The organism is Candidatus Accumulibacter sp. ACC012 (genome assembly GCF_907163155.1).
Lineage (GTDB): Bacteria > Pseudomonadota > Gammaproteobacteria > Burkholderiales > Rhodocyclaceae > Accumulibacter > Accumulibacter delftensis.
The window spans coordinates 88,234-106,757 of sequence record NZ_CAJQUC010000008.1 but is presented as its reverse complement, the minus strand read 5'-3'; the positions used below and the strand labels follow the sequence as shown (position 1 = coordinate 106,757).

General features: G+C 61.6%; 16 protein-coding genes. 6 read left to right on the top strand and 10 right to left on the bottom strand.

Features of this window, described 5'->3' with window-relative positions:
- The first annotated feature begins 284 nt into the window (after positions 1 to 284).
- The 4 genes from QZ648_RS10195 (at position 285) to QZ648_RS10180 (ending at position 5,325) form a co-directional block, all read left to right on the top strand.
- Positions 285 to 2,195 carry a DUF294 nucleotidyltransferase-like domain-containing protein gene (locus QZ648_RS10195; RefSeq protein WP_169065871.1) on the top strand — a complete coding sequence of 637 codons (1,911 nt, stop codon included), beginning with the start codon at positions 285 to 287 and terminating at the stop codon, positions 2,193 to 2,195.
- Between the two features lie 2 nt (positions 2,196 to 2,197).
- Positions 2,198 to 2,923 (top strand): hypothetical protein, encoded by a 726-nt coding sequence (locus QZ648_RS10190; RefSeq protein WP_291996919.1) that lies wholly within the window; start codon positions 2,198 to 2,200, stop codon positions 2,921 to 2,923.
- 12 nt (positions 2,924 to 2,935) lie between these two features.
- Positions 2,936 to 4,978 (top strand): sodium:solute symporter family protein, encoded by a 2,043-nt coding sequence (locus QZ648_RS10185; RefSeq protein ID WP_291996918.1) that lies wholly within the window; start codon positions 2,936 to 2,938, stop codon positions 4,976 to 4,978.
- Between the two features lie 74 nt (positions 4,979 to 5,052).
- Positions 5,053 to 5,325, top strand: coding sequence for a DUF4212 domain-containing protein (locus tag QZ648_RS10180; RefSeq protein WP_291996917.1), 273 nt, complete (start codon positions 5,053 to 5,055; stop codon positions 5,323 to 5,325).
- Between the two features lie 65 nt (positions 5,326 to 5,390).
- On the opposite strand, the gene glmM is transcribed toward QZ648_RS10180, so the two are convergent.
- The 4 genes from glmM to QZ648_RS10160 all read right to left on the bottom strand — a co-directional run bounded on the left by glmM (position 5,391) and on the right by QZ648_RS10160 (position 10,472).
- The gene (glmM, locus tag QZ648_RS10175; protein WP_169065869.1) at positions 5,391 to 6,758 is read right to left on the bottom strand and encodes a phosphoglucosamine mutase; all 1,368 of its coding nucleotides are present in this window, start codon (positions 6,756 to 6,758) and stop codon (positions 5,391 to 5,393) included.
- A 156-nt stretch (positions 6,759 to 6,914) separates the two neighbouring features.
- A complete protein-coding gene (gene folP / locus QZ648_RS10170; RefSeq protein WP_291996916.1) occupies positions 6,915 to 7,745 on the bottom strand; it encodes a dihydropteroate synthase in 831 nt (276 codons plus the stop codon).
- Positions 7,746 to 7,844: 99 nt separating this feature from the next.
- Positions 7,845 to 9,734, bottom strand: a complete 1,890-nt coding sequence (ftsH, locus tag QZ648_RS10165; RefSeq protein ID WP_169065867.1) for an ATP-dependent zinc metalloprotease FtsH — start codon at positions 9,732 to 9,734, stop codon at positions 7,845 to 7,847.
- A 117-nt stretch (positions 9,735 to 9,851) separates the two neighbouring features.
- A complete protein-coding gene (locus QZ648_RS10160; RefSeq protein ID WP_291996915.1) occupies positions 9,852 to 10,472 on the bottom strand; it encodes an SAM-dependent methyltransferase in 621 nt (206 codons plus the stop codon).
- 46 nt (positions 10,473 to 10,518) lie between these two features.
- Between QZ648_RS10160 and QZ648_RS10155 the strand changes: the two genes are divergently transcribed.
- A complete protein-coding gene (locus tag QZ648_RS10155; protein ID WP_169065865.1) occupies positions 10,519 to 10,878 on the top strand; it encodes a YhbY family RNA-binding protein in 360 nt (119 codons plus the stop codon).
- Positions 10,879 to 10,965: 87 nt separating this feature from the next.
- Here the strand turns inward: QZ648_RS10155 and QZ648_RS10150 are convergent, their stop codons facing one another.
- From QZ648_RS10150 to QZ648_RS10125, 6 genes are all read right to left on the bottom strand, one after another.
- Positions 10,966 to 11,430 carry a DUF4149 domain-containing protein gene (locus tag QZ648_RS10150; protein ID WP_169065864.1) on the bottom strand — a complete coding sequence of 155 codons (465 nt, stop codon included), beginning with the start codon at positions 11,428 to 11,430 and terminating at the stop codon, positions 10,966 to 10,968.
- Between the two features lie 9 nt (positions 11,431 to 11,439).
- A complete protein-coding gene (gene greA, locus QZ648_RS10145) occupies positions 11,440 to 11,916 on the bottom strand; it encodes a transcription elongation factor GreA (protein ID WP_169065863.1) in 477 nt (158 codons plus the stop codon).
- Positions 11,917 to 11,985: 69 nt separating this feature from the next.
- A complete protein-coding gene (carB, locus tag QZ648_RS10140; RefSeq protein ID WP_291996914.1) occupies positions 11,986 to 15,192 on the bottom strand; it encodes a carbamoyl-phosphate synthase large subunit in 3,207 nt (1,068 codons plus the stop codon).
- Positions 15,176 to 16,333 (bottom strand): glutamine-hydrolyzing carbamoyl-phosphate synthase small subunit, encoded by a 1,158-nt coding sequence (gene carA, locus QZ648_RS10135; RefSeq protein ID WP_291996913.1) that lies wholly within the window; start codon positions 16,331 to 16,333, stop codon positions 15,176 to 15,178. Before carA ends, carB begins: the two co-directional genes overlap by 17 nt.
- Positions 16,334 to 16,527: 194 nt before the next feature.
- Positions 16,528 to 17,334 (bottom strand): 4-hydroxy-tetrahydrodipicolinate reductase, encoded by an 807-nt coding sequence (gene dapB / locus QZ648_RS10130; RefSeq protein WP_169065860.1) that lies wholly within the window; start codon positions 17,332 to 17,334, stop codon positions 16,528 to 16,530.
- Between the two features lies 1 nt (position 17,335).
- Positions 17,336 to 17,818: an outer membrane protein assembly factor BamE gene (locus QZ648_RS10125; RefSeq protein ID WP_169065859.1), complete on the bottom strand. Its 483-nt coding sequence runs from the start codon at positions 17,816 to 17,818 to the stop codon at positions 17,336 to 17,338.
- 202 nt (positions 17,819 to 18,020) lie between these two features.
- On the opposite strand from QZ648_RS10125, the gene fur reads away from it, so the two are divergent.
- Complete coding sequence (gene fur, locus QZ648_RS10120) at positions 18,021 to 18,494, top strand: ferric iron uptake transcriptional regulator (protein WP_169065858.1); 474 nt, start codon at positions 18,021 to 18,023, stop codon at positions 18,492 to 18,494.
- The last annotated feature ends 30 nt before the right edge of the window (positions 18,495 to 18,524 follow it).

Here is an 18,524-nt window from a genome sequence, read left to right as displayed (position 1 = left end):
GGGCCGAATGATCGGCCCGATGTCGCCGCGGGTGACTTTGCTTAATGTGAAAGTCGCGCAAGCGACTCACGAACCTCCCTTCTCCCCTTGCGGGAGAAGGGGCAGGGGAAGAGGGAAACGGTCATGACTTTCATGATTCGGGGTATCTCGACATGTCATGACCGTTAGCAGCTTTTTGCGCGTGGGAGAGGCTTCGGCGACGCGTCACCTCGCCTGAGCAAGCGGGTTTTTTCAGGCCGGCACGGCGTGCCGGCCTATTTATTTGCATCGAACTAGGAGTTCGGATGAGCAACGAGGCGACTGAACTGCTGGTCTCCGCGTGCATCCAGTCACTGCAGGCCTACCCGCCTTTTGATCGGATGGAAGCCGAGTGGCTGCGTTTTCTCGCGCAGCGGGTGAAACTCGCCCACTATCCGAAAGGCGCGCGGATTCTGGCCAGAGAAAGCGGCGTGGCGCGGACGCTGCACATCCTGCAGCGTGGTCGGGTGGACGTTCTGCGCAGCGGTGGGGACCGCAAGCTGGAGTCATCGTCGCTCACCCTGGGTCCCGGTCAGAGCTTCTCGATTGGCGCCTTGATGGCGCAGCGTGAAACGGTGGGCGCCTACGTTGCTCGCGACGATGTCTTCTGTTACGAACTGGCCGCCGAAGACTTCTTCGCCCTGACCCAGAAGAGCACAGTCTTCAATCTTTTCTGTACCCAGTACATCGCCGGCCTGCTCAGGCAATCGCAGCAGCAGCTGCAGCTGCAGCTTGCCCAGCGCGCGGCGGAACAGAAGACGATGAACTCGCCACTATCGATAATCGTCACGCGTGAACCGGTCGCCGTGGCGGCCGATACGCCGGTGCGCCGGGTCGTCGAGCTGATGGCCAGCCAGCACCTCGGCTCGATGGTGGTGGTGGATGGCGAGCAGCAGCCTATCGGCATCTTTACCCTTTCGGACATCCTGAAACGCATCGTCCTCCCCGGGGCGTCCCTGGAGCAGGCGATTGCCGCGGTCATGTCGCCAGCACCGCAGACCTTGCCGCTGGCGGCAAATGCTCATGACGCGGCGCTGCTGATGGCCATGCACCGGGTGCGCCACGTTCTCGCAGTGGACGAGGGCGGGCGCTTGCGCGGCGTGGTTTCCGAGCGTGACCTGTTCAAGCTGCAAGGGGCAGGCCTGCGGCAGATTCGGCACGCGATCGACGCAGCGACCACTATCGCCGTGCTGCAGCACGCGCGCGACGACGTTCGCCAGTTGGCACTGAGGATGCTTTCGGAGGGAGTTGGCGCGCAGGAGATCACGCAGTTCATCTCGACCCTGAACGACGCGGTGACGCGCCGGGTGATCGAACTCAACCTCGAGCGCCACGACTTCTACGGCATCGACTGGGCGTGGCTGGCGTTCGGTTCGGAGGGGCGCGACGAGCAGACCTTCACCACCGATCAGGATAACGGAATCGTCTTCATTTGCACCGACATCATGGACCGCGAGCAGACGCAGCTGCGTTTTCTCGATTTTGCCCGGGAGGTCAATGATGACCTCGACAAGTGCGGTTTTCCCCTCTGCAAGGGCAACATCATGGCCAGCAACCCCGAGCTTTGCCTGACGCTCGAGGAGTGGGAAGAGAAGTTTTCGCAGTGGGTGCGCACACCCGAGCCGCTGGCCTTGCTGAACGCGACGATCTTTTTCGATTTCCGACCGCTGCACGGCCGCTTTAATCTGGCGCACCGGATGCGTCTGTCACTTCTTCGCCAGACGCAGGGCAATCCGCTGTTCCTGCGCATGCTGGCCCAGAATGCGCTCAGCGTGGCGCCGCCGCTAGGTCGCATTCGCGACTTCGTCACCGACGGCGACCCCGAGCATCCCGGAACCATCGATCTCAAGAAGTACGGCGTGCGCCTGTTTACCGACGCGGCACGCCTTTTTGCGCTGGCCAATCAGGTCGAGGCGACGAACACCGTCGCTCGTCTCAAGCGGGCCAGCAGCTTGATGAAGATTTCCGCAGACGAGACGGCGGCCGTCGTCGACGGCTTCAATTTCATTCAGATGCTGCGTTTGCGGCACCAGCATTTCGAGCAGGAACACGGGCGCAGCGGTGACAATCTGATCCGGCCGGACGAGCTGAACGAGGTTGAAAGACGTATGCTCAAAGAGTCTTTCCGGCAGGCGCGCAGGCTGCAGGTGCGCCTGAAGCTCGACTATCAGATCTGACCATGGTCTGGTTCTCGAAACTGTTTGCTGGCCAGAACGCTCAAGCCTTGCACTTGACGAGCAGGCAGTTGCAGCGACTTTCCGCCTGGCAGATGCTGCCGGCACCTGATCTGAGCCGCTCGCACTATCGCAGTCGCTACGTGCTGATCGACATTGCCATCGCCGGCGGGGACTGGAAGGACGGTCCTCTGGGTTCGATCGGCGCGCTGGCGCTGGCCGATGGCCTGATTGATTTAAGCGCTGCCTTGCAGCTGCCGATGGTGGAGGCAGGCGCGGCGACGGACGCCGCCGGGCGTCCGCTTGCCGAGGCCGAGCAATTGCCGCTGACGCCGATCAGCGGCGAGGAGCGCGGCGAAGCCTTGCTCGCTTTGCTTGATTTTGCCACCAAGGCGCCGCTGGTCGCTTACCACGCGTCGTTCGTCGCTCGGCGAATCGAAGGTGTGCTAGCCGAGGCGCTGGGCGTCGAGCTGGATTTGCCATGGATCGATCTGGCCTGGGTCATGGCTGGCCTGTTTCGCGAGTTGGGCGACAAACAGGCGCGCCTGGACACCTGGCTTGAGCACTTCGGCGTCCCCAGCATCGAGCGCCACAACCCGGTTTCGGACGCCTACGCGACGGCGCAGCTGCTGCAGCTCACACTGGCTCGTGCCGCGCAAAAAGGTTTCGAGACGCCGGCCAGCCTTATCAAGCTCGAGAAAGCACGGCGTCACCTGTACCCGAGTGCTTAGGCGAGCGCAGCGATGGTCGACTACACCACCGTCCCGCTGCGTCGCTACTATGCTTTCTACACCGCGGGCTTTTTCATTTTTATCCTCATCCTGGCGTTCCTTGAGCGGCTGGGACTGCCACCGCGCTGGATCGGCTATTCCTTTCTGTTTCTGACCATTTTCCTCTACGCGACGATTGGCGTGCTGGCGCGCACGGCTAGCGTTTCCGAGTACTACGTCGCCGGCAGGCGGGTGCCTGCGATTTTCAACGGCATGGCGACCGGCGCCGACTGGATGAGCGCGGCCTCGTTCATGGGCTTGGCCGGGACGCTCTACCTGTCGGGCTATCAGGGGCTGGCGTACGTGATGGGCTGGACCGGCGGCTACGTCCTGGTCGCTCTGTTGCTAGCACCCTATTTGCGGCGCTTCGGGCAATTTACCATCCCGGACTTTCTCGCGGCGCGCTATGGCGGCAACCCGGCGCGGCTGGTCGGCGTCTTGGCGACGGTATTGGCGTCTTTCGTTTATGTCGTCGCCCAGATCTACGGGGTTGGGCTGATTACCAGCCGCTTTGTCGGGTTGCAGTTCGAGATCGGGGTCTATGTCGGTTTGGCCGGTATCCTGGTTTGCTCCTTTCTCGGCGGCATGCGCGCGGTGACCTGGACGCAGGTGGCTCAATACGCCATTCTGATCGTCGCCTATCTGGTTCCGGTGAGCATTCTCTCGTACCAGGTTACCGGCATTCCGGTCCCCCAACTGACCTATGGCCTCGTCCTGCAGAAGGTGCAGCTCCTCGAAGAGAAAATCTTCGCCGATCCCGCCGAGATTGAAGCTCGCCGCATTTTTCGTGAACGCGCCGATGGCTACTACGAACGCATCCTGACCTTGCCCGAAGCGCTCGACGAAGAGCGGCTCCGTCTAGCCGAACAGATCGAGGAACTGAAAAGCAGCAACGCGCAGATGCGTGAGGTCGTGGCCATCGAGCGCGAGCGCCGCGAGTTGCCGACAAGCAGTGAGGCGGCCAAGGTCTACTGGGAGAAGTTGATGCGTGACGCGGCGCTGCGTGGCGCCGATCCCGAGCATCACCTGACTCCCTATCCCTCAGGTGGTGAGGAGGTGAGCAATACGGCCCGTCTCAACTTTCTCAGTCTGGTCTTCTGCCTGATGGTCGGTACCGCGGCCTTGCCGCATGTACTGATGCGTTACTACACCACTCCCAGCGTCCGCGAGGCGCGCACTTCGGTTTTCTGGTCCTTGCTGTTCATTCTGGCTCTCTACCTGACGGCGCCAGCGTACGCGGCCTTTGCCAAGTACGAGATCTACTCGACGCTGATCGGTTCGTCGATCGCCCAACTGCCTGTCTGGGTCAGTGCCTGGGGCAAGATCGGTCTGGTCTCGATCGAAGATGTGAACGGTGACGGAATTCTGCAACTCGTCGAACTGGCGCTCAATCCGGATGTGATTTTGCTCGCCACGCCAGAAATTGCCGGTTTGCCGTATGTCATTTCTGGCCTGGTCGCTGCCGGTGCGCTGGCGGCGGCCCTGTCTACCGCCGACGGCTTACTACTGACCATTGCCAGCGCTTTGTCGCATGACGTCTATTACAAGGTCTATCGTCCCGAGGCGACCACCCAATGGCGGCTGGTGGTTTCGAAAACGCTACTGCTGGTGGTCGCCGTGCTCGCGGCCACGGTCGCTTCGCAGAAGCCGGCGGCGATTCTGTCGATGGTGGCGTGGGCCTTCTCGCTGGCCGGCGCGGCTTTTTTTCCGGCATTGATTCTTGGCGTTTTCTGGAAAAGGGCCAATGCGGCGGGCGCGGTGAGTGGCATGGTGATCGGTTTGCTGGTAACCCTCTATTACATGGTTCGTGTGCAGGTGGACGCCATCCCCTGGCTGGGTATCCAGGGAATCGGCATGGAGCCGTGGTGGGGTATACAGTCGACCTCGGCGGGGGTGTGGGGCGTTGCCGCCGGGTTCTCGACGATTGTCGTCGTCAGTCTGTGTTCCCGGCCGCCAAGTAAGGCGACGCAGGATTTCGTCGAAAGCGTTCGCTACCCAGAACTGGAAGGTTCGTGAGCCGACGTCGGCTGGCGAGCTCCGCCTGCCCCGCGCACGCTTTCGTTCTAGGCGCAGCAGCGGGGGTGCGCTGAATGCGGCGCGAACACCAGCATCGCAACTACTGGCGGCGCAACCTGAAGATGACGGCATTGCTGCTGGCGATATGGTTCGCGGTCAGTTTCGTGGTCAGTTTCTTCGCCCGTGAGCTCGCCGAGATCACGGTCATGGGCTTCCCGCTGGGGTTTTACATGGGCGCCCAGGGGGCGCCGCTGGTCTATCTGGCGATTATCTGGTGGTATGCGCGCTACATGAACCGGCTCGACCGCCAGTACGGCGTCCGTGAAGGTGAGGCAGATGACGGCTGAGCACGCCTGAGCGAGTGCCTCGGTAGCGCTGGGCTGCTCTTCGTGATCGGCCGGGCTTGATCGGCTTACGAAGCGACCGCTTCGCGCACGGCGGTGGCCAGGGTTTCGGCGGCATTGTTGACCACTGCCGAGTCCTCGCCTTCGACCATTACGCGCAGCAGCGGTTCGGTTCCCGATGCACGCAGCAGCACTCGGCCACGGCCGTTCAGCGCACTCTCCACCTGGCTGTGCACCGAGCCGATCAAGGGGTGATCCTGCCATGGGAAGCCCTTGCTCAAGGCGACGTTGATCAGCCTCTGCGGGTAGAGTTGCAGGTCGCCTAGCAGCTCTTGCAGTGTGCCTCCGGCTGTCCGCAGTGCCGAAAGCACCTGTAGAGCGGAAACAATACCGTCCCCCGTCGAGTGCCTGTCGAGGCAGAGGATGTGTCCGGAGTTCTCGCCGCCATACAACCAGCCTTTCTGGCGCAACATGTCCATCACGTAGCGGTCGCCGACTGCGGCACGAACAAACGGTATATCGAGTTCGGCCACGGCGTGTTCGAAGGCAAGATTGGTCATCAGGGTGCCGACGACGCCTGCCACAGGACCCTGGCGGAGGCGGCTGCGGACGACGGCGAAAAGTAGTTGATCGCCGTCGTAGAGAGTGCCTTGGGCGTCGACCATCAACACCCGGTCGGCGTCACCATCGAGGGCAATACCGAGGTCTGCGCCTTGTGTTAGCACGGCTTGGCGCAGGGCTTCGGGCGCGGTTGCGCCGACTTCGTGGTTGATGTTGAGGCCGTTGGGGTCGGCGCCGATGCTGCTCACTTCGGCGCCCAGTTCGTGGAACACCTTGGGTGCGATGTAGTAGGCGGCACCGTTGGCGCAGTCGACGACGATCTTGAGTCCGCGCAAGTCCTGTTCGAAGGGGAAGGTGCTCTTGCAAAACTCGATATAGCGACCATCCGCGTCTTCAATTCGACGCGCGCGACCAAGAGCGGCCGAGTCGACGCAGGTCAGTGGCTCGTCGAGCGCCGCTTCGATCTCCAGCTCGAGTTCATCGGGAAGCTTGGTCCCCTGCGCCGAGAAGAACTTGATGCCGTTATCGTAGTAGGGGTTGTGCGATGCGGAGATGACAATTCCGGCTTGCAGGCGCAAGGCGCGAGTCAGGTAGGCGATGGCCGGCGTCGGCATGGGTCCGACCAGGGAGACGTCGACCCCGGCAGCCGAAAAACCGGCTTCCAGGGCGGCTTCCAGCATGTAGCCTGAAACGCGGGTATCTTTGCCGATCAGTACCGCCGGACGCTCTCCGGCTATTGTGCCGCTGCGTTCCGCCCGATGCGTAACGAGAACCCTGCCCATGGCGTGACCCAGACGCATGACGAAATCGGGCGTGATTGGACTCTCGCCGACTCGCCCTCGTACGCCGTCGGTTCCAAAGTATTTCCTCGCCACGATGCCTCTCCCTTCAGTCGCCAATGTGGATATTGATTCGTTCGATCCGGCCCATTCTACGCAAATCCGGGCCCAAGCGCTGCCAACAAATACACCAAGCAGAACGGCGAACGCCGATGCGTCAGCCTGCGGAGGCGAGGTCTTCGTGCCTCCCGGTCAAGTGACTTCTGCTGCGTTTACAGCCTGCCAGACGGCCAAGGCATCGCGTGTTTCGCTGACATCATGAACACGCAAGATGCTCGCGCCGCGTTGTGCCGCCAGCAGCGCAGCCGCGAGGCTGCCGGCAAGTCGCTGCGCGACCGGACGCCCGGTGATCGTTGCCAGCATCGATTTTCGTGAGATGCCGGCCAGCAGAGGCAGGTCGTCAATGGACAACTCGTCGAAACGGCGCAGCAGGTCCAGATTGTGCTGCAGCGTCTTGCCGAAGCCAAAACCGGGGTCGAGCAGCAGGCGATCACTGCTGATGCCTGCCGCCAGTGCGGCGCTGACTCGTGTGCGCAGGAAAGCCTGCACCTCGGCCACGACATCGGCGTAGGCGGGTTGCTCCTGCATGGTCAATGGCGCGCCCTGCATGTGCATCAGACAGACGGCACAGTCGCTGTCGGCGACCGCCGCCAGCGCCCCCGGCATGCGTAGCGCAAAGATGTCATTGATCATCGACGCACCGTTGGCCAGCGCCATGCGCATCACTGCCGGCTTGTAGGTATCGACCGATATCGGCAGCGTACAGTCGGCAAGCGCTTCGAGCACGGGCAGCAAGCGCCGCAGTTCTTCGTCCTCTGACGTTTCTGCAGCACCTGGGCGTGACGACTCGGCGCCGATATCCAGCAGGTCGGCACCGGCGTCAATCTGCTGGCGAGCACGCGCTACGGCCTCGCTGGTGTTGCTCGCCAGCCCGTCACCGGAAAACGAGTCCGGAGTCAGATTGACAATGCCCATCACCAGCGGGCGGTCCAGCGGGATGTGAAACGAGCCGCAGCGAAGCATCGGCTCAGCAGCGCCTAGCGCCTTGGGGCGTCGGGCGGGCTCCGGAAGCTCCACGGCAGAGCCGATATCTAGCCATAGCCAGGGCCCCGTGGTGCGCGCTCAGGCGGGTGCTGGTGGTGCGCTCGGAGCGGCATCCGGCGTCTTGCTGTCCGGTGGCGTGCTCGGCAGCTTGGTTTGCGGCTGCTTCGGCGGGCGCGGCGGTTTGCCAGCCATGATGTCGTCGATCTGGTCGCTGTCGATCGTTTCGAGTTCGAGCAAGGCGGCGGCCATTGCCTCGACCGTCGCACGATGTTCTTCGAGGACACTGCGCGCAAGGGTGTACTGCTGGTCGATGATGCTGCGAATTTCGCGATCGACTTTCTCCATGGTCGCTTCGGACATGTTCTTGTGCGTGGTGACCGAACGCCCCAGGAAGACCTCGCCCTCATTCTCGCCATAGACCATGGGGCCGAGTGCGTCGGACATGCCGTAGCGGGTGACCATGTCACGCGCCATCTGCGTTGCTCGCTCGAAGTCATTCGAGGCGCCGGTGGTCATCTGATTCATGAACAGTTCTTCGGCGATGCGGCCACCGAAGAGGACTGCAATCCGACTCATCAGATAGACGCGATCGTAAGCGTAACGATCTTCTTCCGGCAGTTGCATGGTCAGTCCGAGTGCCCGTCCGCGCGGGATGATGGTGACCTTGTGTACCGGGTCGGACTTCGGCATCAGCTTGGCGACCACGGCATGGCCGGACTCATGATAGGCCGTATTGCGCTTCTCGTCCTCGTTCATGACCATGCTGCGGCGCTCGGCGCCCATCATGATCTTGTCCTTGGCCTTCTCGAAGTCCTCCATGTCCACCAGGCGCTTGTTGCTGCGCGCCGCGAACAAGGCAGCCTCGTTGACCAGGTTGGCCAGATCGGCTCCGGAAAAACCGGGCGTGCCGCGGGCGATGATGTCGGCCTTGACGTCTGGTGATAGCGGCACTTTGCGCATGTGGACCATCAGAATCTGCTCGCGACCACGGATGTCGGGTAGTGGTACGACGACCTGGCGATCGAAACGGCCCGGACGCATCAGCGCTGGATCAAGCACGTCTGGACGGTTGGTGGCAGCGATCACGATGACTCCGACGCTGCCTTCAAAACCATCCATTTCAACCAGCATCTGGTTCAGCGTTTGCTCGCGCTCGTCGTTGCCACCGCCGAGACCAGCGCCACGTTGCCGTCCGACGGCATCCAGTTCATCGATGAAGATAATGCACGGGGCGTGCTTCTTGGCATTTTCGAACATGTCACGGACGCGCGCTGCGCCGACACCGACGAACATCTCGACGAAGTCGGAACCGGAGATCGAGAAGAACGGAACCTTGGCTTCGCCGGCAATCGCTTTGGCCAGCAGGGTCTTGCCGGTACCCGGGTTGCCGACCAGCAGCACGCCTTTCGGGATGCGGCCACCGAGTTTCTGGAATTTCGACGGGTCACGCAGGAAGTCCACCAGTTCGGAGACCTCTTCCTTGGCTTCGTCGCAACCAGCGACATCGGCAAAGGTGATGGTGTTGGTCGACTCGTCAAGCAGGCGTGCCTTGCTCTTGCCGAACGAGAAAGCACCGCCGCGGCCACCGCCCTGCATCTGACGCATGAAAAAGATCCACACACCAATGAGCAGCAGCATCGGGAACCAGCTGACGAAGATGCTCATCAGGAAGGACTGTTCTTCGTCGGGTTTGGCTTCGATCGTGACGCCATTCTTGAGCAGGTCAGAAACCATCCACAGGTCTGGGGGCGCGTAGCTGGTCAGCTTGCGCCCGTCGGTGGTCGTCGCCTTGAGCACTCTACCCTCGATCACCACCTTGGCAATTGTCCCCTTGCCCACTTCGTCGATGAATTGTGAATACTCCATCGTCGACTGAGCGACCTGGCGGGTATTGAACTGGTTGAAGACGGTCATCAGGACCAGACCAATTACCAGCCACACCGCCAGATTTTTGAACATGTTATTCAATACTTCACCTCTTCCACGTTGTCCGGCGCAAAAGCTCCGGAAACCCTGCTGTTCCACGAACCCAGTATTCTAAACCGATTAGTTGCCGTTGAAGCAAAGACGACCTTGCAGATGCTCTCACGTTTTCAAGGCCTTGCCCAGCAGATAGACCTCCGGGCTACGATCCCTGGAAGCATCCGGCTTGCGTGAAGATACGGTCTTGAAGGTCTTGCGCATTTCGTGCAGGAACTCGCTGAAGCCGTGCCCCTGAAAAATTTTGACCAGGAATGCGCCGTCCGGTTGCAGCCAGCTGCGCGCAAAGTCCAGGCCCAGCTCGGCCAGGTGCATCACCCTGGCCTGGTCGCAGACCGAGATACCCGAGATATTGGGGGACATATCCGAAAGAACAAGCCCTGGTCGGTCGCCAGCGAGTAATTCTTCCAGCGCAAGCAGGGTGTTCTGCTCGCGAAAGTCGCCTTGCAGAAAAGTGACGCCGCGCATCGGCGCCATCTCCAGCAAATCGAGCGCGATGACGCGACCGCGGCCCTGCAGCCGTCTGGCGGCCACTTGTGACCAGCCGCCCGGCGCCGCGCCGAGGTCGACGATCGCGTCGCCGCAGCGGATCAGAGCATCCTTGTTGTCAATTTCCATCAGCTTGTACGACGCGCGCGAACGATAGCCTTCTGTCTTTGCCCGTTGGACATAGGCGTCGTTAACATGCTCGTTCAACCACGCCGTGCTTGATCTGCTTCGTTTCATTGGCCGAAACCCGCTAAAATGCGGTCCTCAAGAAAAGGTGTCCTGTATGCTCAATCTCAGCTCCGACGAGCGCCGTGTCCTGCGCGCCCGTGCACACTCTCTGCAGCCGGTCGTTTCGATAAGCCAGAATGGCCTGTCGGAAGCGGTTGTTCGCGAGGTCGATGTCAATCTAAGCAGCCACGAACTGATCAAGATCCGGGTCTATAACGACGACCGTTTGGCGCGCGAGCAGTTTCTCACCACGCTCTGCGAGCGTCTCGATGCGGCGCCGGTGCAGCACCTCGGTAAATTGTTGGTGATCTGGCGGCCGCGAGCAGATGGTCCGGCTCAGTCCGCCAGGCCTCGCCCGAAACGCAGCGAGCCCCGCCGTAGCAAGCGCAGCTTCCAGGGCGATTCGGGCGCTTGAGATGCGCTCCCGTGAGTAGCTTGGGAAAGCGATTGTCAGCCCATCGCCTGTCAGCACTCCTGGCTTGCCAGTTGCTCGCGCCGTGATCTACCTGCCAACGCGCCGGAATCCGCTGATCAGTAATACCCCGAGCAGGCTCTGAAGGGCGTAGACAACCCCGGACACGCCATGCCAGATGGCGAAGCGCTGGCTGAGCACGCTCTCAATCGCCTGTCTCGGCAAGGCGTCGGCCTTGATCTGCGCGAGCAGCGGTTGAATGCCGAAGAGATTGATGGCCGTGAGCAGCAGCATTCCGATCAGTAGCCAGAAGGTCCACCGGCGCAAGGCGATCGTACCCATTCGTAGCACGGTGTGCAGCAAGAGGTAGCTGGCACAGCCCAGGCCGACCCAGCCGATCAAGGCAAACAGCTTGCCGGCGAGTAGTCCGGCCAGCTGGCGGTCACTGGCGAGCGCGGCAAAAAGCGTCGGTGCGACGAGAAAACCGATGGCCCACAAGCCGCCGACCCAGAGAGTCAGGGTGATGTCGTAGAGCGCATCCGCCAGGCGTTGCATCTGCAGAATCTATTCGTAGCGCACGGCGATGACTTCGTACTCGCGCACGCCACCTGGCGCCTGCACTTCGGCGATGTCGCCAGCAAACTTGCCGATCAGCGCGCGTGCGATCGGCGAGTTGATGGAGATCTTGCCGGCCTTGATATCCGCTTCATCCTCTCCGACGATCTGATAGCTGACGCGGGTGCCCGTTTCCTGATCGTCGAGGTCGAGCGTTGCGCCAAACACGCAACGTCCGTCGGCGTCGAGCAGTTTCGGGTCAATGATCTGGGCGTTCGCCAGTTTGCTCTCCACTTCCTGGATGCGTCCTTCCACAAAGCCTTGCTTCTCCTTGGCCGCATCGTATTCGGCGTTTTCGGAGAGGTCGCCGTGCGAGCGTGCTTCGGCGATCGCGGCAATGGTTTGCGGTCGCTCAACGGTCTTCAGATGATGCAGTTCGGCGGCGAGTTTCTCAGCGCCATTCACGGTCAAAGGTGTCTTGGTCATTTCTTTCGTTGCCAACAGAGAAACGTCGCCACCCGCCTGGCGGGTGTTCCCGACGTTTCGATGGATTAATCAACGCAATTGTGCGTGCAGTTCCTGGATCGGATAAACAACCAGTGCGCCGCGGTTTCTGATGCCAGCGGTTGCGGCTTCGGCGCCCCAGATGGTGGTGTAGATGGTGACCCTTGCGGCCAGGCCCGAAGTCCGGATCGAACGTGAGTCGTTGATTGCCGTGCGCTTCTCGTCCACGGTGTTGATGATCAGGACGATCTCGTTGTTCTTGATCATGTCGACCACGTGCGGCCGGCCTTCGGTGACCTTATTGACCGCCCTCACCTCGATGCCTGCCGCAGCGATGGTGGCCGCGGTACCGCGCGTCGCGAGCAGGGTGAACCCGGCCGTGCGCAGATCGCGGGCGATGGTCACGGCTTGGGGCTTGTCCGAGTCCTTGACGCTGATGAACACCTGACCTGAACGGGGCAGGCGCACGCTGGCCGCCGTTTGGCTCTTGACGAAAGCTTCGGCAAAAGTGACTCCGACGCCCATTACCTCGCCTGTCGATTTCATTTCCGGGCCGAGAATGGTGTCGACGCCGCGAAACTTGGCGAAGGGAAAAACCGCCTCTTTGACCGAAAAGTAATTCGGGATCACTTCCTTGTTGAAACCCTGGCTGGCCAGCGACTGCCCGACCATGCAGCGCGCTGCGATCTTTGCCAGTTGCAGGCCGGTGGCCTTGGAGACAAAGGGAACCGTGCGCGAGGCGCGCGGGTTGACCTCCAGAACGAAAACGACGCCGTCCTGGATGGCGAACTGCACATTCATCAGCCCACAGACGTTGAGGCCCTTGGCCATCAACTTTGTCTGCCGGCGCATTTCGTCCTGTAACTCGGCGGACAAGGAATGCGGGGGCAGCGAACACGCCGAGTCACCAGAGTGAACTCCGGCCTGTTCAATGTGCTCCATGACGCCGCCGATCAACACTTCGTCACCATCACCGAGGGCGTCGACGTCGACTTCGCAGGCGTCGTTGAGGAAACGGTCGAGGAGTACCGGTGAGTCGTTGGAAACCTTTACCGCTTCACGCATGTAGCGTTCGAGGTCGCGCGGGTCGTGGACGATTTCCATGGCTCGCCCGCCGAGGACATAGGACGGACGCACGACCAGTGGATAGCCGATCTCGGCCGCCAGGCGCAAGGCCTCGGGTTCGGTGCGCGCGGTGCGGTTGGCGGGCTGCTTGAGACCCAACTCGTGCAGCAGTTTCTGGAAGCGTTCACGGTCCTCGGCGGCGTCGATCATGTCCGGGCTGGTGCCGATGATCGGCACGCCGTTGGCTTCGAGGTCGCGCGCCAGTTTCAGTGGCGTCTGCCCCCCATACTGGACGATGACGCCATAGGGTTTCTCGACGGCGACGATTTCCAGGACGTCTTCGAGCGTCAGCGGTTCGAAGTAGAGGCGATCCGAGGTGTCGTAGTCGGTAGACACGGTCTCCGGATTGCAGTTGACCATGATCGTTTCATAACCATCTTCGCGCAAGGCCAGCGCTGCATGCACACAGCAGTAGTCGAACTCGATGCCCTGACCGATCCGGTTGGGGCCGCCGCCGAGGACCATGATCTTCTTGCGGTCGCTGGGGTTCGATTCGCACTCGTCCTCATAGGTCGAGTACATGTAGGCGGTATCGGTGGCAAATTCGGCGGCGCAGGTGTCCACGCGCTTGTACACCGGGCGAACGTGCAGCGCGTGACGGCGCTCGCGAACGGCTGTCTGGGTGGTCCGCATCAGCGTTGCCAGCCGCTTGTCCGAGAAGCCGGCACGCTTCAGGTGCCGTAATTCCTCGCCTGACAGCGATTCCAGCGGCTGCCCGCGAATCACTTCTGCCTGCTTGTAGAGATCCTCGATTTGCGCCAGAAACCACGGGTCGATGCCCGTCAGGCGGTGGATTTCATCCAGACTCATGCCGATGCGCATGGCGTCAGCGACGTACCAGATACGTTCCGGGCGCGCCTCGCCGAGCGCCATTTCGATTTCCTCGCGGTCGGTACTCCGCTCGTCGAAGCCATCGACGCCGATCTCCAGACCGCGCAGGGCTTTTTGCAGCGACTCCTGAAAGGTACGCCCGATGGCCATCACTTCGCCCACCGATTTCATTTGCGTGGTCAGGCGCGAGTCGGCCTCGGGGAATTTCTCGAAGGCGAAGCGCGGCACCTTGGTGACCACGTAGTCGATCGACGGTTCGAACGAAGCCGGCGTCTTGCCGCCGGTGATTTCGTTCGCCAGTTCGTCGAGCGTATAGCCGACCGCCAGCTTGGCAGCCACCTTGGCGATCGGAAAACCGGTAGCCTTCGACGCCAGCGCCGACGAGCGCGAGACGCGCGGATTCATTTCGATGACGATCATCCGCCCGTCGCGCGGGTTGATCGCGAACTGCACGTTGGAGCCGCCGGTGTCGACGCCGATTTCGCGCAAGACCGCCACCGAGGCGTTGCGCATGATCTGGTATTCCTTGTCGGTCAGCGTTTGCGTTGGCGCGACGGTGATCGAATCGCCGGTGTGTACGCCCATCGGGTCGAGGTTCTCGATGGCGCAGACGATGATGCAGTTGTCGTTGCGGTCGCGCACGACCTCCATCTCGAACTCCTTCCAGCCGATCAGTGACTCCTCGATGAGCAGCTCGCGGGTCGGGCTGGCTTCCAGGCCGCGCTCGCAGATGTCGACGAATTCCTCCTGGTTGTAGGCAATGCCACCGCCCGTGCCGCCCATGGTGAACGACGGTCGGATGATGGTCGGATAGCCGATCACCGCCTGCACCTGCAGCGCTTCTTCCATCGAGTGTGCCATCGCCGAGCGCGCCGAGCCGAGACCGATCCTGGTCATCGCCTGCTTGAACTTCTCGCGGTCTTCGGCCTTGTCGATCGCCTCCTTGGTGGCACCGATCATTTCGACGCCGAACTTCTCGAGAACGCCGTGCCTGGCCAGGTCGAGGGCGCAGTTCAGCGCCGTCTGTCCGCCCATCGTCGGCAGTAGCACGTCGGGGCGCTCGCGGCTGATGATCTTTTCGAGCGTTTGCCAGTTGATCGGCTCGATGTAGGTGACGTCGGCCATGTCCGGATCGGTCATGATCGTCGCCGGGTTCGAGTTCACCAGGATAACCCGGTAGCCCTCTTCACGCAGCGCCTTGCAGGCTTGCGCGCCCGAGTAATCGAACTCGCAGGCCTGGCCGATGACGATCGGACCTGCACCGATGATGAGAATGCTCTTGATGTCAGTGCGCTTGGGCATGTTGCCCCTTCTTGTCTTGCATCATCTGGACGAAGCGATCGAACAGATGGGCGATATCGTGCGGGCCCGGGCTGGCTTCCGGGTGGCCCTGAAAGGAAAAAGCGGGGACGTCGCTACGTGCGATGCCCTGCAGTGAGCCGTCGAACAGCGACAGGTGCGTTGGCACCAAGTTCGCGGGCAGCGTCTCGCCGTCGACCGCGAAACCGTGGTTCTGACTGGTGATCAATACCTGCCCGCTACGCAGATCCTTGACCGGATGGTTGGCGCCGTGATGGCCGAACTTCATTTTCGTCGTCTGCGCACCGGACGCCAGGGCCAGCAACTGATGGCCGAGGCAGATACCGAAAGTCGGCACTCCGGCGGCAAGGATTTCGCGGATGGCCTCGATGGCGTAGTCGCAGGGTTCCGGGTCGCCGGGACCGTTGGACAGAAATACGCCATTGGGTTGCCGCTTGAGGACCTCTGCGGCCGGCGTTTGCGCCGGAACGACCGTGACTTTGCAGCCACGACTGGCAAGCATGCGCAGGATGTTGTGCTTGACGCCGAAATCGTAGGCCAGGACATGAAGCGGTCCCTCGGCTAGCGAGCGATAGCCGTCCAGGGCCCATTCGCCGGCCGTCCATTCGTAGGGGGCTGTAGTGCTCACCACCTTGGCCAGGTCCATTCCGGCGAGACCGGGGAAGTTCCTTGCTTCGGCAATCGCCTGCTCGTCATCCAGGTCGATGGCCATGATGCACCCGGCCTGGGCGCCGCCTTCGCGAAGGATGCGGGTGAGCTTGCGCGTATCGATGCCGGCGATGGCCACGACGCCGTGCTTCTGCAGGTAGTCGGGCAGGGTTTCCTGCAGGCGCCAGCTCTCGGCACGAATCGGCAGATCGCGAATGACCAGGCCGGCGGCATAGTTGCCGCGTGATTCGAAATCCTCGGCGTTGCAGCCGACGTTACCGATGTGCGGGTAAGTGAGGGTAACGATCTGGCGGCAGTAGGAGGGATCGGTAAGGATCTCCTGATAGCCGGACATCGCCGTATTGAACACCACCTCGCCGTTGGTGCTGCCGCCGGCGCCGATGGCATGGCCGCGGAAGATTGTCCCATCGGCCAGTGCGAGAATCGCCGGCGGAAGAGTGGGTAACAAGGGCACGAAAGACTCCTGTTGATGCTGCTGGTGAATGCGTCGCCGGTCCGGATTACAGACATACAAAAGCGGGACGGGCGCACGGCCCTCCCGCTCGGATCCTTGCAAGCCGAAGGATTATACGGGAGTGCGCCTTTTTTGGCCAATTCCGCGCCGCGGGCTAAGGCTGCGCCGATGGGCGTGTGGGCGGGGTGGCCGCTTCAGCGCAGGCCGAGAACGTCCTGCATGTCGAACAGGCCGTGCTTCATGTTGGCCAGAAAATGGGCGGCGCGCAGGCTGCCCAGCGCGTACGGCATGCGGCTACTTGCTTTGTGGCCGATCTCGACGCGCTCGCCGAGGCCGCAGAAGAGCACGTTGTGATCGCCGACAATATCGCCGCCGCGAACGGTGGCAAAGCCGATCGTTGCCGGCAGTCGTTCGCCGGTGACTCCCTCGCGGCCATAAACGGCGCACTCCCCGAGTTCGCGACCAAGCGCTTGCGCGACGACTTCGCCCATGCGCAAAGCCGTTCCCGACGGGGCATCGATTTTGTGGCGATGGTGCGCTTCGACGATCTCGACGTCGTAGCCCTCGTTCATGATGCGGGCAGCCACGTCGAGCAGCTTGAAGACCACGTTAACGCCGACGCTCATGTTCGGCGCAAAGACCACCGGGATATCCTGCGCCGCGGCGGCAATTGCTTGCTTGCCGCGAGCATCAAATCCGGTGGTGCCAATGACGATTGCCGTGCCATGCCGACGGCAGATTTCGAGGTGCTGAAGGGTACCCTCCGGGCGAGTGAAATCGATCAGGCAGCTGGCCTGGGCAATTCCCGCTTCACTGTCGCTGCTGATCATCACGCCGCAAGGTGAGCCGACGATTTCGCCCGCGTCCTTGCCGAGCAGCGGCGCACCGGGTTGGTCGATTGCTGCTGCCAGCGTCGCTTGCGAATCCTTGAGGGTGACTTCAAGCAGCATGCGTCCCATGCGCCCGCCAGCACCTGCGATAGCGATTTTCAATGCCTTCATTTCACAGTCCCACGCTCTCGAGTATTTTGTCAAAAAAACCCTCTTCGTTCGGCGGCGGAACGGTTGCGCTCCCGTCGGTCGGCAGCGAGCCGAGATCGATTTCCCGAATCCGTGTTTCCGGTAGCACGGCACCGTCGGTCGGTGCGGCGGGGGCGACGTCGCCGGTGACTCGCACCAGCTTGCCGTCGTCGTCAAAATAAACGACGAAATTCCGCGTCTCGGCCTTCGAGCTGTTGCCTTTCTTCATCGAGTAGAAGTAATCCCAGCGCTGGGCATGGAACATGTCAACCAGCACCGGCGTACCGAGAATGAAGCGCACCTGATCCTTGCTTAGGCCGGGGCGCAACTGCGAAACCATGTCCTGGGTCAGAACGTTTCCCTGTTGTACATCGATCCGATACTCGGTAATGATATGCGGGACCTCGGAGCAAGCCGATATCACGCAGAGAACAAGGACGGCAGTGGCAAATCGCGGGAAGGTCATGTTCGGGTCGGATCGTGGTAAAGGATCAAAGAGAGGTGAGGTGAGCGTTGCTACAGTCGCCACAACCAACTACCAACTGCCAGTCGTCGGATCGACCGATAAGCCTGCGGAATGCTTGCCTCAGCTGATCACGGCGGCAGTCGACGGTATATGATAACCGAAATAGTAGCCCACTTTCCCAGCAGCCGACCAAGGTAAGCAGATGAGCAACTCAGACAATCTCAAGAGTATGGGGCTGAAAGCCACGCTTCCGCGCCTCAAGATTCTCGCCCTGTTCGAGAGGACCGAAGTTCGCCATCTTACGGCAGAGGATGTCTACCGGCTGCTACTCGCCGAGAATCTTGACGTTGGCCTGGCGACCGTGTATCGCGTTCTTACGCAGTTCGAACAGGCGGGCCTCCTCGAACGTCACTATTTCGAATCGGGCAAAGCTGTTTTCGAACTCAGTGCCGGGCAGCACCACGATCATCTGGTGTGCATCGACTGCGGACGCGTCGAGGAATTTTACGATGCCGAGATCGAACGTCGACAAACAAGCATTGCCCGCGAGCGCGGTTTCATCATTCGCGAGCACGCGCTCTACCTTTACGCCGAATGCAGCAAGCCGGAATGCTCGCATCGTGCCGCTGCGGCGAGCAGTTCTGGCGAGCGTAACAAACTGCCAGCCATCGACTGAAGCGTGGCGCCCGCCACCCGCCACCCGCCA

Bases quoted from the DNA above. Each gene is read 5' to 3' on its own strand.
- QZ648_RS10195 (WP_169065871.1), top strand. From the start codon at position 285: ATGAGCAACGAGGCGACTGAACTGCTGGTCTCCGCGTGCATCCAGTCA.
- QZ648_RS10190 (WP_291996919.1), top strand. From the start codon at position 2,198: ATGGTCTGGTTCTCGAAACTGTTTGCTGGCCAGAACGCTCAAGCCTTG.
- QZ648_RS10185 (WP_291996918.1), top strand. From the start codon at position 2,936: ATGGTCGACTACACCACCGTCCCGCTGCGTCGCTACTATGCTTTCTAC.
- QZ648_RS10180 (WP_291996917.1), top strand. From the start codon at position 5,053: ATGCGGCGCGAACACCAGCATCGCAACTACTGGCGGCGCAACCTGAAG.
- folP (WP_291996916.1), bottom strand. From the start codon at position 7,745: ATGCTTCGCTGCGGCTCGTTTCACATCCCGCTGGACCGCCCGCTGGTG.
- QZ648_RS10160 (WP_291996915.1), bottom strand. From the start codon at position 10,472: ATGAAACGAAGCAGATCAAGCACGGCGTGGTTGAACGAGCATGTTAAC.
- QZ648_RS10155 (WP_169065865.1), top strand. From the start codon at position 10,519: ATGCTCAATCTCAGCTCCGACGAGCGCCGTGTCCTGCGCGCCCGTGCA.
- QZ648_RS10150 (WP_169065864.1), bottom strand. From the start codon at position 11,430: ATGCAACGCCTGGCGGATGCGCTCTACGACATCACCCTGACTCTCTGG.
- greA (WP_169065863.1), bottom strand. From the start codon at position 11,916: ATGACCAAGACACCTTTGACCGTGAATGGCGCTGAGAAACTCGCCGCC.
- carB (WP_291996914.1), bottom strand. From the start codon at position 15,192: ATGCCCAAGCGCACTGACATCAAGAGCATTCTCATCATCGGTGCAGGT.
- dapB (WP_169065860.1), bottom strand. From the start codon at position 17,334: ATGAAGGCATTGAAAATCGCTATCGCAGGTGCTGGCGGGCGCATGGGA.
- QZ648_RS10125 (WP_169065859.1), bottom strand. From the start codon at position 17,818: ATGACCTTCCCGCGATTTGCCACTGCCGTCCTTGTTCTCTGCGTGATA.
- fur (WP_169065858.1), top strand. From the start codon at position 18,021: ATGAGCAACTCAGACAATCTCAAGAGTATGGGGCTGAAAGCCACGCTT.